This window comes from Nonomuraea sp. NPDC049421 (assembly GCF_040677005.1).
In the GTDB taxonomy this organism is placed as follows: domain Bacteria; phylum Actinomycetota; class Actinomycetes; order Streptosporangiales; family Streptosporangiaceae; genus Nonomuraea; species Nonomuraea salmonea.
The window spans coordinates 55,835-68,463 of the sequence record NZ_JBFAQA010000039.1; the positions used below are offsets into that span (position 1 = coordinate 55,835).

Genomic DNA, 12,629 nt, shown 5'->3' on the forward strand with positions numbered 1-12,629 from the left:
GCTACCCGCGAATGTCCTCCGTACGGTGACGATCGCCGCCCCTCCGATCTCTAGCGTCTTCCTCGTGGCCACAGCGGCCGCTCGGATCTCGTCAGGGAGTCATCATGCGACTGGTCAAGCAGCTCGTGGCCGTAGCGGCCGTGGCCTTCGCGGGCAAGGCGCTCGTGGGAGCGGTGTCGAGGAACGCGTTCTTCACGCTGATCTTCGGGTTCATGGCCGCGGCGGCGGTGACCGAGGAGCTGGTGTTCAGGGGAGTGCTGTTCAGAATCGTCGAGCAACGCACCGGTACGGTGACCGCGCTCGTCGTCACCGGGCTGCTGCCGACCGGCGTGTTCCTGTACGTGGCGCGCCGGCGCGGCAACCTGGTCCCGCGCCGCCGGCGTACCGACGCGACCCTTGTGCAGACCCCGTGAGCGAGGTCCGGCGCAGTCGCTCACCGTGGCGCGAGGAGATCGTGGTGCTCTGCCTGATGCTGGCCGGCGCGTGGGGGCTCAGGGGCTGGCTCCGCCCCCACCGCCCCACGGCCCACCGCCCCACCAACGACAGGCCCACCAACGACAGGCCCACCAACGACAGGCCCACCAACGACAGGCCCACCAACGACAGGTCCACCGCTGACCGCCCGACCGTCCCCGCCCAGCATCGTCCTGACGCCGAACAGCACACCGCGAACGCTCGATGCGCCGGCTCTGACACACCCCGGCCCGCCGAAGGGGCCGCATCCGTCGGCGACGGGGATCCTGAGGCCGTTCCCGCCGCCGAGCGGGCCCGCATCGTCCGCGACCTGCACGACGTCGTGACCCACAACGTGGCGGCGATGATCGTGCAGGCGGAGGCGGCCCGCTACCTGACCGGCGCCCCCGACCGCCTCGACGCCACCCTGACCACCGTCACCGACACCGGCAGGCGCGCCATCGCCGACCTCCGCCACCTGCTCCACCTCCTCACCCCCGTCCCCGGAGACCCCCAGGACCCCGCCAGGCCCGCCGCCACGGAGACGCCCTGCGCCGGTGACCTGCACGCGCTGGTCGAGGAGATGCGGCTGGCGGGGCAGCCGGTGGAGTTCGCCGAGGCGGGACAGGCGGAGCCGGCGTCCAGGGCCGCCGAGATCGTCGCGTACCGGGTCGTCCAGGCGGCCCTGACCGACGCACTGCGGCACGCGCCGGGCAGCCGTACCGTGGTCGAGGTGCGGCACGCCGAGAGCGGGATCACCGTGCAGGTGCGCACCGACGGCGCGGTCTTCCACGCCGCCACCGGCCGCGACCTCGCGGAGGTGCGGGCGCGGGTGGAGGCGCTGGGCGGCGAGTTCCACCAGGAACGCCACCAGGACGGCACCTTCCTCATCCGGACTCTCATCCCGGCCGGCGCGTTGCGCGACAGGAGCGACCCGGCCGGCGAGTGACGCGACTGCGGCGGTGCGCGACTGCGGCGGTGCGGGACTGCGGCGGTGCGGGACTGCGGCCCGCACCGCGTCGCGGTTCATCGGACGGTCACGCGATGGTGCCCGTCTGATACCGCACGTAAACGTAGTCGACATCGAGCGGGTTGGGCCCGCGCTTGTCGAGAATGACGAAACGGTAGTCGCCCCTCGGCAGCCTGCCGTGCCAGAACGCGTCGGTCGCATTGAGGCACCACATGATTTCCTCGACCACGATCCGGCCCGTGCTCACGTTCTGAATGCCGACGCGCGGATTGCTGGTGCAGCCACTGAAGTGAATGAGGCCGTCGGTGGCGTCGTCGTTCAGGTCGGTCCAGGTACGGGATGAGAACCCGTTGTTGGCGCCCTTGATGTAGCTGGTGAAACCGCCGTCCCGGGCGCCTGCGGCGGTGCTCGCGGCCGCCGCGCCCTCACCCTGTTCCGCGAGTTGGGCGACCGCAACGGGCAGGCCGCGTCCTTCGACGGGCTGGCGAGCCCGCCTCCTCGAGCGACCGCTGGCGGCAGGCCCTCGTCATCCTGGACGACCTCGCCCACCCGGACGCCGGTCATGTCCGAGCACAGCTGGCCGCCACCGCGCCGGGCGGGTTGTACTGGCCGCACCGGTGACCGGGGCCGCCGGGGTGACGGCCCCGGTCATCGGGGTCAGCAGGGGCTCTCGTAGAAGTCGATGTAGCCGCTGCGGACTCCCCACATGTCCACCGCTCCGTTGCAGTCCTCGTACTTCTCCCCGACCACGGTGGTGCGGGTGGAGTCGCTGTAGTAGATGGTGGCGCAGGCGTGGTTGATCTTGCAGGCGCGGGCTTCGGCGGGGCTCGCGGTGACGACGGTGACGGCGGCCACGGCAAGCACGGTGGCGGGCAGCAGACGGCGGATCATGATGCCTCCGGAGGGGGTGGGGAACGCTGCTTCGATGGTCGGCTCCCACAGCCGCCCGATCAAGAGCCCACCCGCCCCGACAACCCTTCGCCCGACCCCGCTCAACCCCGCCCGACCAACCCGCCCGACCAACCCGCCCGACCAACCCGCCCGACCAACCCGCCCGACCAGGTTCGCCCGACCAGGCTCGCCCGCCCCTGCCCGGTTGGGGCTGGGGGTTAGTGGGGCAGAGGGCCGCAGAAGACCTCCGCCCTGCTGAAGCCGCCCGGCCCGCTGAGGCCGGGCGGCTTTGTGGTCAGGTGATGGGTTGGAGCCAGATGTTGCGGAAGCGGGGGTTTTCGCCGGGGTCGCCGTGGTCCTGGAGGCGGATGCCGGCGGTGGCCGCGTTCTCCGGGATGCTGTCGCCGGTGCCGCCGTCGACGGCGACGTCGTCGTGCACCACCGTGCCGTTCCAGACGACCGTCACCCGCGCGTCGTCCACCTTGACGCCCGCGCTGGTGAACCGGGCCGCGCGGAACGTGATGTCGTACGTCTGCCACGTGCCGGGCGCGGTCGCCATGTTGCGGTCGGGCGCCCGCTTTGAGTAGATCGAGCCGGCTCCGTCGGCGGCCGGCGTGGTGTCGCCGGACGACTCCAGCACCTGCACCTCGTACCGCTCCTGGAGGTAGACGCCGCTGTTGCCGCGCTGCTGCCCGGTCACCTCGGGCGGATAGTCCGGCTCGTACCACTCGACGTGCAGCGTGAAGTCGCCGAACGCGCGCCGGGTGCGGATGTCGCCCCCGTACGACTCCATCGACCCGTCGGCGACCGGCCACGTCGCGGCCCCGCCTGACCGGCGCTCCCACGCCGCCAGGCTCGACCCGTCGAACAGCGTGATCCGCTCGGCCTTCGCGACCGTGACGTGGTCAAGGCCGAAACCGCCGCCGTCCCCGGCGCCGTAGCGGTAGGTGACGGTGTTCGCGCCGCGCCGCAGGGGCAGCGCGTCGGTCTGCACCTCCCAGGCGTCCCGCCCGCCGGTGGCCGCCAGCCGTACCTGACGGATCTTCTTGCCGTTGACGTGCACGCTCACCGACGTGCCAGACCCGGCCGCATAGCGCACTCCGACGTTGTACGTGCCGGCCGCCTCGGCCCGCACGGAGAACGACGTGCTCGCGCCGGGCGCGGTGTACCCGTCGACGTAACCGGTGCCGGTGAAGCCCTGGTGGGCGGTGCCGACGGTGGCGCCGCCGCGCAGCGTGGCCCGCTCCGCCTCCAGCACCGGCCGGGCGGCCACGGTGATCGCGTCGAGGTTGACGTTGCCGAGGTCGCCGGAGTCGTACCGGTAGGCGATGGTGTTGACGCCCGCCTTCAGCGCCAGCGGCTCCACCCGGCTCGCCCACAGGTCCCACGTGCCCGTGGACGGCAGCGGCACCTGCCTGACCTTGGTCCCGTTGACGTACACGCTGAGCGACTTGGCGCCGGGCGCGGGGTCGGGGCCGTTGGAGTAGCGCAGCCCCACGTGGTACGTGCCCGCCGCGTCCACCCGCACCGCGAAGCGCGTCGTGGCGCCCTGGGCCCAGTAGCCGTCCACGAACCCGGCCCCCGAGTAGGAGGGATGGTCGGTGTTCAGCTTCGCGCCGCCGCTCTGGGCCGCGCTCTCCGCCTCGTACACCGTCTCGGAGGAGGTGCCGCCGGGCAGCGAGTTGAGCGTGTACCAGGCTTCGGTGCTCCACAAGGGCTCCCCTGACGCCGAGGCGAACGGGCGCGGCGAGCGCAGGTGCACCACCCGGCCCGGCTTCAGCCCCGCGACCTTCAGCGTGACCTTCTTACCCTTCACCGTGGCCGAGGTGACGGTCAGCGGCTCCTCGTCCACCTTGGGCCCGCCGTAGGTGACGGCGGGGACGTAACGCCACTGGGTGAGCTGGTAGCGGCCCTCAAGGGAGCCGGCCGGCAGCGGCTGGGTGTACTCCAGCTCGAAGCCGCCCTCGATCGCCTTCATCTTGAGGAGGTCGAACGCCTTCTCCGCGCCCGGCGTCAGCTTCTGCAGTCCGTACGTGAGCTTGCCCGGCTGCCCCCAGTTGCCGCCCGCGCCCAGACCACCGGCGTAGACGGCCCCGTCAGGCCCGAGGCTGATCCGGTTGACCCCCGCCTCGAGCCCCTGCGTGAACCGGAACACCGCGCCCTGGTAGGCCCCGTTCACCTTCTCCAGGTACGCCCGCTGGATCCCGCCGTACGTGACGTCGCCGAACAGCAGCTGCCCCGCGTATCTGCCGCGCTTCATCAGCAGCGGCGTGCTGGGGGAGTTGGCGATCTCGTTGTGCGGCAGCCACAGCACCGGCGGGCTCACCACGCCCGCGTCGAACGGCCCCTCCGGCGTCGTGAAGTGGTTGAAGAAGCGGCCCTTCTCGACGTGCACCAGCTTCGAGGCGGGCAGCCAGCCGCCCTGGTTGTCCATGACGAACAGGTCGTCGCCCGGCCCCCACCCGATGCCGTTCGGGGTACGCAGGCCGCCCGCGAGATAGTCGAGTTTCCCCGTCCTCTTGTCGATCTTGACGGTGACGCCACGGCCGGGGGCCGGCTGCGGGACGGTGGTGGCGCCGCCGTAGTCGATGGCCACCGACAGGTTGAGGTAGAAGTGGCCGCCCCGGTAGAGCAGGCCGAAGGCGAACTCGTGGAAGTTCCCGCCGAACGGCCAGGTCGCCACCGTCCTGAGGTCGTCGGCGACGTCGTCCCCGTTCGTGTCGTTCAGCTCAACCAGGCGGGACTTCTCCGACACGTACAGCTTGCCGTCCGCGTACGCGATGCCCATGGGCTCCTGCAGCCCCTCGGCGATCTTCTTGTACGTCACCCGCGCCGGCGAGGTGGCGCCGGTCACGCCGCTCAGCAGGTACACCTCGCCGAGCCTGGTCTCCGAGCCGCCCCACGTGGTGATCGCCAGCCGGTCGTCGGGCAGCCACGCCATCGCGGTCACCTGCGGCTCGAACCCGGCAGGGCGCAGGTCGGTGAGCGTGAGGTCGGGGTGCACGTCCTGCAGCGGCAGCCCGTCGCCGGGCGAGTCGGCGCCGCTCTCGCACTCCTTGCGGCCGGGCGAGGTGACCCGGACGACGTCGGCGTCCGTGCTCAGCGCCTCGGCCGGCACCAGCGTGAACGCCTGCGCGCCCGGCGGCTTCCACTCCAGCCTGAGCTGCTGGCCGTACAGGTGCTCGAAGTGGTCGATGCGCAGCGGGTGGTGCCCGGCGGTCAGCGTGATCGTGCCGTCCACCGGGATCGGCGCGTGCCGGCCGTCGTTGACGATCACGACGGTGTCGCCGATGCGCAACCGGGAGCCGTCGTCGCTGGTCAGCCGGAACTCGTAGGTGCCGGCGGCCGGGGCCGACAGGTTGCCGGTGACCTCGGTGACGAACATGTCGGTGAGCCCGAAGTCGGCGTCCGACGTCCAGTCGATCGTCGGCATCAGCTTGTCCACGTTGGGCGTCTGGCCGGGCTTGAGCGTGCACAGCTTCGACAGCTCGATCTGGACGTCGTACGTGCGCAGCGTGACGCCGGGCACCTGCGGCGGCAGGTCGGCCCGCGCGCCCGCGGGGACGGCCAGGAAGGAGAGCGCGATGATCAGGACAGCGGATAAGAGGGGTAACCTCCGCATGACTCATCCCATCTCGAGAGGGCGCGCCCTGGTGCGGCGCCGGTGGGGGTGCGGCACCGCCGGGCCGGCCGTCGGCGGATGCCGGGTCTCGTGAGCTGGTAAGTACGGGGGGATAACGCCGTTCTGCGCCGTAATATAAGGCGAGATTTCCGACTTGCCCATACTCTTTCGCCGAAAATCGATAGAAGTCGGCCCACGGCTCGTTCGAACGGCTGGTCGGCCGTCTTGCCCGAGGCCAGGCCGAGCGCGGCGTGCAGGGTGATCGCGGCCTCCAAGCTGAGCAGCCTGCGGCGTCAGTTCGCGCCCGGGTCCGGCAGGTCGTGCTGGGTGAACATGTCGATGAGCACGCGCACCGGCAGGCCGGCCTCCGTCGGGTAGCGGAAGTGCGCGTCGAGGTTGAGCTTGTACTGGTTGCGCCGGCCCACACGCTCGATGGTGACGTATCCCGCCTGGTGCAGGTCGGAGACGATGCCCTGCACGGCGCGCTCGGTGATGCCGATCCCGGTCGCGATGTCGCGTACCCGGGCCTGGGGATCGCGGGCGATCTCCAGCAGCACGCGGGCGTGATGGGTCAGGAAGGTCCACTGGCGGCTGGACGTGTTCAAGGAAGCTTCCCTTCTGCCGGTGCGAGCCGCTCCTGGCGCGTGTGACCGAGAGCCTCCACTCATGATCACATGAATGTTGCTTCCGGTATTGCATTTCGGGCAATATACTTCAGCCAAGAGGAAGCGAACCAGCCCCCTGTCCATGTCCCTGAGGAAAGCCATGCACGTACACATCGCTTGCCTGTCTGGCGGCGGCCGGATGTCCGCCGCATCACCCCTGACTTTGGGAAGCCACACCTTGGATGAGGGCGTGCTGATCACCGCGAGTGGCGAGGTGGACATCACCAATGCCGCCCGCCTCGAGACCTATGTGCGCCGCCGGATGCTCTCGGGCAGACCGGTGGTGCTCGACCTGACCCTGCTGACGTTCATGGACAGCAACGGCCTGCGCGTCATCGAGCGCCTGCACGCCGCCTGCGCCGAGACGGGCTCCTCCTTCCACCTCGCGGGCGTGCGCGGCATCCCGGCCAGGTTGCTGCAGATCACCGGCCTGTGGGACGTGCTCGACATCCACGCCGGCGCCGCCGACGCCGTATCCGCCGCGCAGACCGGCCCGCTCACCGCGCAGCCCTGGGTCTCCGGGGCGGCCAACTGATCATCGTCTCCCTCTTTCCGGCCGCTCCATGGTCGTCCGCCTAACGCGGATGCGCCGGTGACGCTTACACCGTTACGGTGAAGGCCGCGGTATCGAGGGACCCGCGCGCACACGGGCACCGCGGAAGAGGAGACGACGATGACGAGCACGACCAGACCGGCCACCCTGGCCACCGTCGCCGCCGCGGCAGGTGTGTCCGTGGCGACGGTGTCGAAGGTGCTCAACGACCGCGGCGACGTCGCCCCGGCCACCCGCGCCATGGTGCGGCGGCTGCTGGCCGAGCACGGCTACGTGCCGCGCCAGGCCCGCGCCCGGCGGGGCGCCACGGTGGAGCTGCAGCTCGAAGGCGCGTTGTGCGCGTACTCCGCCGAGATCGTCATGGGGGCCATGCAGGAGGCCGCCGCGTCCGGCGTGGCGCTCGTCGTGACCAGCACCGACCACATGGCCGACGGCCTGTCCTGGGCCCGCGGCCTGGTCGACGCCGGCCGGCACGCCGTCATCACCCTCGTCGCCGAGCCCAGCCCCGCCCAGCTCGACGTGCTGCTGCGAGCCGGACTCCCGGTCATCGTGATCGACCCCATGAACGTGCCCGCCAGCCCCGTCACCAGCATCGGCCCGACCAACTTCGCCGGGGGCATGTCCGCCACGCAGCACCTGCTCTCCCTCGGCCACCGCCGCATCGCCTACCTCGGCGGGCCCGCGGGCGCCGCGTCCAACCAGGCCCGCATGCACGGGTATCGCGCCGCCATGGAGGCTGCGGGCGTGCCCGTGCCGCCCGACTACGTGCGCACGGCCGGCTTCTGCTACGCCGACGGGCTGCGCGAGGGCGCCGCGCTGCTCGACCTGCCCGAGCCGCCGACCGCCGTGTTCGCCGCCAGCGACGAGAGCGCGCTCGGCGCCATCCAGGTCGCCAGGGGCAGAGGGCTGCGCATCCCCGAGGACCTCAGCGTGGTCGGCTTCGACGACACGCAGATCGCCGCCATGCACGCCCCGGCGCTGACCACCGTACGCCAGCCGCTGCGCGAGATGGGCGCCGTCGCGCTGCGCACGGCCCTGCGCCTGGCGGCGGGCGAGCGCATCGAGTCCCGCCACCTCGAACTCGCCACCGAACTGGTCATTCGCGACTCCAGCCGGGCCGCCTGACCTCTCTCGGTCAGCCGCCCTTGACCGAGCAGGCCGCGGCGCCGATCACCGTGGCGACCGCCTCCGGGTGGGAGATGAGGGTCAGGTGCGAGCCACCGGAGAACGTGGTCACCTTCGACCTGGCCCGCTCGGCCATGGCCTGCTGCGACCGCGGAGTAATGATCTTGTCGCCGGTGCTGACGAAGGACCAGGACGGGATCTTCTTCCACGCCGCCGCCTTCGACGGGGTCTGGAAGGCGTTCGTCGAGGCGGCCCGCTGGGTGGCCCACAGCCGCGTCGCGATGTCCTTGGGCAGGTCGGAGGCGAACGAGCGGACGAACACGTCCTGCTTCAGATACAGGTCCTGGGCTCCCTGGGGCGCGCCCGGGTAGGCCGCCATGTCGTAGAGCGTCTCGGGAGCGGCGCCGAGCGCGGAGCCCGCCCCGCTGAGCTGCGCGGTCGTCTCGCCGACGTCGGGCGTGGCGGCGTCCACGTACACGAGGGCCTTGACGTTCGGCGCCGACGCGGCGGCGTTCGTGATGACCGAGCCGCCGTAGGAGTGGCCCACCAGCACCACCGGGCCGCGCACGGTCTTCAGGAAGTCCGCGACGGTGGCGGCGTCGCCGTCCAGGCCGCGCAGCGGGTTGGCGATCGCGCGGGCGACATGTCCGGCCTTGCGTAGCGCGTCCACCTCGCCGCTCCAGCTAGAGGTGTCGGCCCACGCGCCGTGCACGAGGACGACGGTCGGCTTGGCTCCCGCCTGGGACGGGCAGGGCGCGGGAGAACCCGCCCGCGCCTCCGCGGGCTGGAGCACGGTCGCGGCCAGCGCCGCCAGGACCGCGGCCCGGATGGTCGTGCCGTTCATCGTCCGTCCCCCTGACCTCGTCCTACGCAGGGTCCTACGCAGTGGGGGAGTCCTCCCCAGCTACCTCGGACACGCCGCCGCTAACCTCGGGACATGACACGTTCGGTGTACGTCGCGGCCGGTGAGGCGGAGAGCAACAAGGGGTCCGTCGCCTTGGGCCTGGTCGAGCTGCTGTCCCGGCAGGTGGGCACCGTGGGGGTGTTCAGGCCGGTGGTGCGGGCGGGCCGCGAGGACGGCCTGATCGCGACCGTGCGCAGCAGGTTCCAGCTCGCGATCCCGTACGAGGCGTGCGCCGGCGTCACCTACGACGAGGTGCACGCCGACGCCGAGCGCGCGGCCGGCGACATCGTGGCCCGCTACCGCGCGCTCGCCGGGCAGTGCGACGCGATCGTGGTGATCGGCACCGACTACACCGACGTGGGGGCGCCGACGGAGTTCGGGTTCAACGCCCGGCTGGCCGCCGACCTCGGCACGCCGGTGATCAACGTGGTGAGCGGCAGAGGCCGTACGGCCGCGCAGATCTCGGCCGCCGTCGAGCTGTCGTCCAGGGAGCTCGCCCACCACCACGCGGGCGAGCTGGCCGTCGTGGTCACCCGCGCCGAGCCGGGCGCACTCGCACCGGGGGGAGCGCTCGCGCCCGCCCCGCCGACGGCGGCGGGGCTCGTGCCGGACCACCCCACGCCGGTGTTCGTGCTGCCCGAAGAGCCGTCGCTGCGCGCGCCGACCGTGGCCGACCTCATGGACGCCTGCGACGGCCGGTTCTTCCTCGGAGAGCGCGACGGCCTGGGCCGCGAGGCCGGCGCGCTCATGGTGGGCGCCATGTCGCTGCCCAACATCCTGCTGCGCTGCACCGAGGGCGTCGCCGTGATCATCCCGTCCGACCGGGCCGCCGCGCTGCTGCCCGGCCTCGTCGCCGCGCACACCGCGCCCAGCTTCCCCGCGCTGTCGGCGGTGGTGCTCACCGGCGGCACCGACCTGCCCGCGCCGGTCGACCGGCTGCTGCACGACATGGCGGTCCCGCTGCCGGTGATCGCCACCGACCACGACACGTTCGACACCGCGACCCGGCTGTCGGCGGTGGAGGGGCGGTTCACGCCCGAGGCCACCGGGAAGATCGACACCGCGCTGCGGCTGTTCGCCGCGCACGTGGACGGCCGGCTGCTGCTGGAGCGGCTCGACATCGCCAAGACCGACGTCGTCACGCCGCTCATGTTCGAGTACGAGCTGCTCGACCGCGCCCGCGCCCGTCGCCGGCACATCGTGCTGCCGGAAGGGGAGGAGCCGCGCATCCTGCGCGCGGCCGACATCCTGCTGCGGCGCGGCGTGGCCGACCTCACCCTGCTCGGCGACGCCGAACGCATCCGTACGCAGGCCGCCCAGCTCGGGCTCGACCTCGACGCGGCCCACGTGCTCAGCCCGTTCGACGCGCAGCTGCGCGAGCGGTTCGCCCGCGAGTACGCCGCCGTGCGCGCCCACCGCGGCATGACCGTCGAGCTGGCCCGCGACACCGTCACCGACGTGTCCTACTTCGGCACTCTCATGGTGCACACCGGCATGGCCGACGGCATGGTGTCGGGTGCCGCGCACACCACCGCCCACACCATCAGGCCGGCGTTCGAGATCCTCCGTCTCGGGCTGGTGTCGAGCGTGTTCTTCATGTGCCTGGCCGACCGGGTGCTGGTCTACGGCGACTGCGCGGTCAACCCCGACCCGACCGCCGAGCAGCTCGCCGACATCGCGATCTCCTCGGCGGGCACGGCGGCGATGTTCGGGGTCGATCCGCGGGTCGCCATGCTGTCGTACTCGACCGGCGTCTCCGGCGCCGGCGCTGGCGTGGACAAGGTGCGCGCCGCCACCGAGCTGGTCCGCGAGCGGCGCCCCGACCTGGAGGTGGAGGGCCCGATCCAGTACGACGCCGCCGTGGACCCCGGGGTGGCGCTGGCCAAGATGCCCGGCAGCACGGTCGCCGGCCGCGCCACCGTCTTCGTCGTGCCCGACCTCAACACCGGCAACAACCTCTACAAGGCGGTGCAGCGCAGCGCGGGCGCGGTCGCGGTGGGCCCGGTGCTGCAGGGGCTGCGCAAGCCGGTCAACGACCTGTCACGCGGCGCCACGGTCGCCGACATCGTCACGACGGTCGCGGTGACGGCGGCCCAGGCCGAGGACGACCCCACCCCCCAGAACCAGGCCCCACAGAAGGCCGCGGCCCGCTCATAAGACGCCGACCACGCCAGCCACGCACCCCCCGGCCCGCACCCCCCCGGCCTGCACCCCCCGGCCCGCAGCCCCGGCCCCCAAGGGTCGGATGGGTCGGGCATGTCGCGAAATTTCGGCATCATGAAGAGGCGGTCACTGCGGTCAGGGTCTGGTGGGCGATCTCGCCTTCCTCGTCCGTCGGGATGACCAGCACCGCGACCTCGGCTCCGTCGGGTGAGACGGCGCGCTCCTCGCGGGAGGCGGCCTCGTTGCGGGCCGGGTCCAGGGTGATGCCGAGGCGGGCGAGGCCGGTCAGGGATTCGGCGCGGGTGGCGGGGTCGTTCTCGCCGACCCCGCCGGTGAAGACGACGGCGTCCACGCGGCCGAGCAGCGCGTAGTACGCGCCGACGTACTTGCGGATGCGGCGGGTGTAGACGGCGAGGGCCAGGAGCGCGTCCTCATCGCCGGACCGGGCGCGTACCTCGCGCATGTCGCTGGACCCGGCGAGGGCGAGCAGGCCGCCGCGGTGGCTGAGTGCGTGCTCCACCTGCTCGGCGTCCAGCCCCTCCGCGCGGGCGAGGTAGCCCGCCAGTGCGGGGTCCACGTCGCCCGAGCGGGTGCCCATCACCAGGCCCTCCAGCGGCGTCAGGCCCATGGAGGTGTCGACGCTGCGCCCGCCTTCGACGGCCGTGGCGCCGGCGCCGTTGCCGAGGTGCAGCACGATGAGGTTCGGGTCGTCGCGGCCGAGCAGGGCGGCGGCGCGGCGGGAGACGTACGCGCAGGAAGTGCCGTGGAAGCCGAAGCGCCGCACGCCCCACTCCCGCGGCACCGCGTACGTGTACGCCTCAGGCGGCAACGTCCGGTGGAACGCCGTGTCGAACACCGCCACCTGCGGCACCCCGGGGAACACCTTCTGGGCGAGCCGGATCCCGGTGAGGTTGACCGGATTGTGCAGCGGCGCGAGCGGCGCCAGCTCCTCGATGGCCGCGATCACCTCGTCGTCGATCAGCACGGCATCGCCGAACCGGGTGCCGCCGTGCACCACCCGATGCCCGACCGCGACGGGGTCCAGCTCAGGCCCGGCGGAGGAGAAGGCGGCCAGCACCGCCGCCAGCCCCTCGCCATGGTCGGGAAAGGGCTGCTCGCGCACGTAGGGAGGCCCGTCGCCGGCGCGGTGCGTCAGCCGCCCCCGCTCCTGCCCGATGCGCTCGACCAGCCCCCGTGCCGAGCGGGCACGGGTGCGCGGGTCGATCAGCTCGTACTTGATGGAGGATGAGCCGGTGTTGAGGACGAGAACGGGTTCGGACATG

General features: G+C 72.3%; 11 protein-coding genes. 5 read left to right on the forward strand and 6 right to left on the reverse strand.

The features are described 5' to 3' along the window. Positions 1–104: 104 nt before the first annotated feature. Positions 105–413: a CPBP family intramembrane glutamic endopeptidase gene (locus tag AB0K18_RS44020; protein WP_364927138.1), complete on the forward strand. Its 309-nt coding sequence runs from the start codon at positions 105–107 to the stop codon at positions 411–413. Beyond that, entirely contained in the window at positions 410–1,402 is a 993-nt protein-coding gene (locus AB0K18_RS44025; RefSeq protein ID WP_364927140.1) for a histidine kinase, read from the forward strand. The genes AB0K18_RS44020 and AB0K18_RS44025 overlap by 4 nt, the downstream gene beginning before the upstream one ends. 88 nt (positions 1,403–1,490) lie before the next feature. Here AB0K18_RS44025 and AB0K18_RS44030 read toward each other — a convergent pair whose 3' ends face one another. The 4 genes from AB0K18_RS44030 to AB0K18_RS44045 all read right to left on the reverse strand — a co-directional run bounded on the left by AB0K18_RS44030 (position 1,491) and on the right by AB0K18_RS44045 (position 6,541). After that, positions 1,491–1,670, reverse strand: a complete 180-nt coding sequence (locus tag AB0K18_RS44030) for a hypothetical protein (protein ID WP_364927143.1) — start codon at positions 1,668–1,670, stop codon at positions 1,491–1,493. A gap of 410 nt (positions 1,671–2,080) precedes the next feature. Beyond that, positions 2,081–2,314 (reverse strand): DUF6289 family protein, encoded by a 234-nt coding sequence (locus AB0K18_RS44035; RefSeq protein ID WP_364382761.1) that lies wholly within the window; start codon positions 2,312–2,314, stop codon positions 2,081–2,083. Between the two features lie 295 nt (positions 2,315–2,609). After that, positions 2,610–5,936 carry a family 16 glycoside hydrolase gene (locus tag AB0K18_RS44040; RefSeq protein WP_364927147.1) on the reverse strand — a complete coding sequence of 1,109 codons (3,327 nt, stop codon included), beginning with the start codon at positions 5,934–5,936 and terminating at the stop codon, positions 2,610–2,612. Positions 5,937–6,229: 293 nt separating this feature from the next. After that, entirely contained in the window at positions 6,230–6,541 is a 312-nt protein-coding gene (locus AB0K18_RS44045; RefSeq protein WP_364927150.1) for a helix-turn-helix domain-containing protein, read from the reverse strand. Positions 6,542–6,740: 199 nt separating this feature from the next. Between AB0K18_RS44045 and AB0K18_RS44050 the strand changes: the two genes are divergently transcribed. Beyond that, a complete protein-coding gene (locus AB0K18_RS44050; protein ID WP_364927239.1) occupies positions 6,741–7,136 on the forward strand; it encodes an STAS domain-containing protein in 396 nt (131 codons plus the stop codon). A 138-nt stretch (positions 7,137–7,274) separates the two neighbouring features. After that, entirely contained in the window at positions 7,275–8,279 is a 1,005-nt protein-coding gene (locus AB0K18_RS44055; protein WP_364927152.1) for a LacI family DNA-binding transcriptional regulator, read from the forward strand. 10 nt (positions 8,280–8,289) lie between these two features. On the opposite strand, the gene AB0K18_RS44060 is transcribed toward AB0K18_RS44055, so the two are convergent. Beyond that, positions 8,290–9,123 (reverse strand): alpha/beta hydrolase, encoded by an 834-nt coding sequence (locus AB0K18_RS44060; protein WP_364927155.1) that lies wholly within the window; start codon positions 9,121–9,123, stop codon positions 8,290–8,292. Between the two features lie 93 nt (positions 9,124–9,216). On the opposite strand from AB0K18_RS44060, the gene pta reads away from it, so the two are divergent. After that, positions 9,217–11,340 (forward strand): phosphate acetyltransferase, encoded by a 2,124-nt coding sequence (pta, locus tag AB0K18_RS44065; protein ID WP_364927158.1) that lies wholly within the window; start codon positions 9,217–9,219, stop codon positions 11,338–11,340. Between the two features lie 118 nt (positions 11,341–11,458). On the opposite strand, the gene AB0K18_RS44070 is transcribed toward pta, so the two are convergent. After that, the gene (locus AB0K18_RS44070; protein ID WP_364927161.1) at positions 11,459–12,628 is read right to left on the reverse strand and encodes an acetate kinase; all 1,170 of its coding nucleotides are present in this window, start codon (positions 12,626–12,628) and stop codon (positions 11,459–11,461) included. Position 12,629: the final 1 nt, after the last annotated feature.

Coding starts and splice junctions, on each gene's coding strand:
- AB0K18_RS44035 (WP_364382761.1), bottom strand. CDS start 2,314: ATGATCCGCCGTCTGCTGCCCGCCACCGTGCTTGCCGTGGCCGCCGTC.
- AB0K18_RS44020 (WP_364927138.1), top strand. CDS start 105: ATGCGACTGGTCAAGCAGCTCGTGGCCGTAGCGGCCGTGGCCTTCGCG.
- AB0K18_RS44050 (WP_364927239.1), top strand. CDS start 6,741: ATGTCCGCCGCATCACCCCTGACTTTGGGAAGCCACACCTTGGATGAG.
- AB0K18_RS44060 (WP_364927155.1), bottom strand. CDS start 9,123: ATGAACGGCACGACCATCCGGGCCGCGGTCCTGGCGGCGCTGGCCGCG.
- pta (WP_364927158.1), top strand. CDS start 9,217: ATGACACGTTCGGTGTACGTCGCGGCCGGTGAGGCGGAGAGCAACAAG.
- AB0K18_RS44040 (WP_364927147.1), bottom strand. CDS start 5,936: ATGCGGAGGTTACCCCTCTTATCCGCTGTCCTGATCATCGCGCTCTCC.
- AB0K18_RS44055 (WP_364927152.1), top strand. CDS start 7,275: ATGACGAGCACGACCAGACCGGCCACCCTGGCCACCGTCGCCGCCGCG.
- AB0K18_RS44070 (WP_364927161.1), bottom strand. CDS start 12,628: ATGTCCGAACCCGTTCTCGTCCTCAACACCGGCTCATCCTCCATCAAG.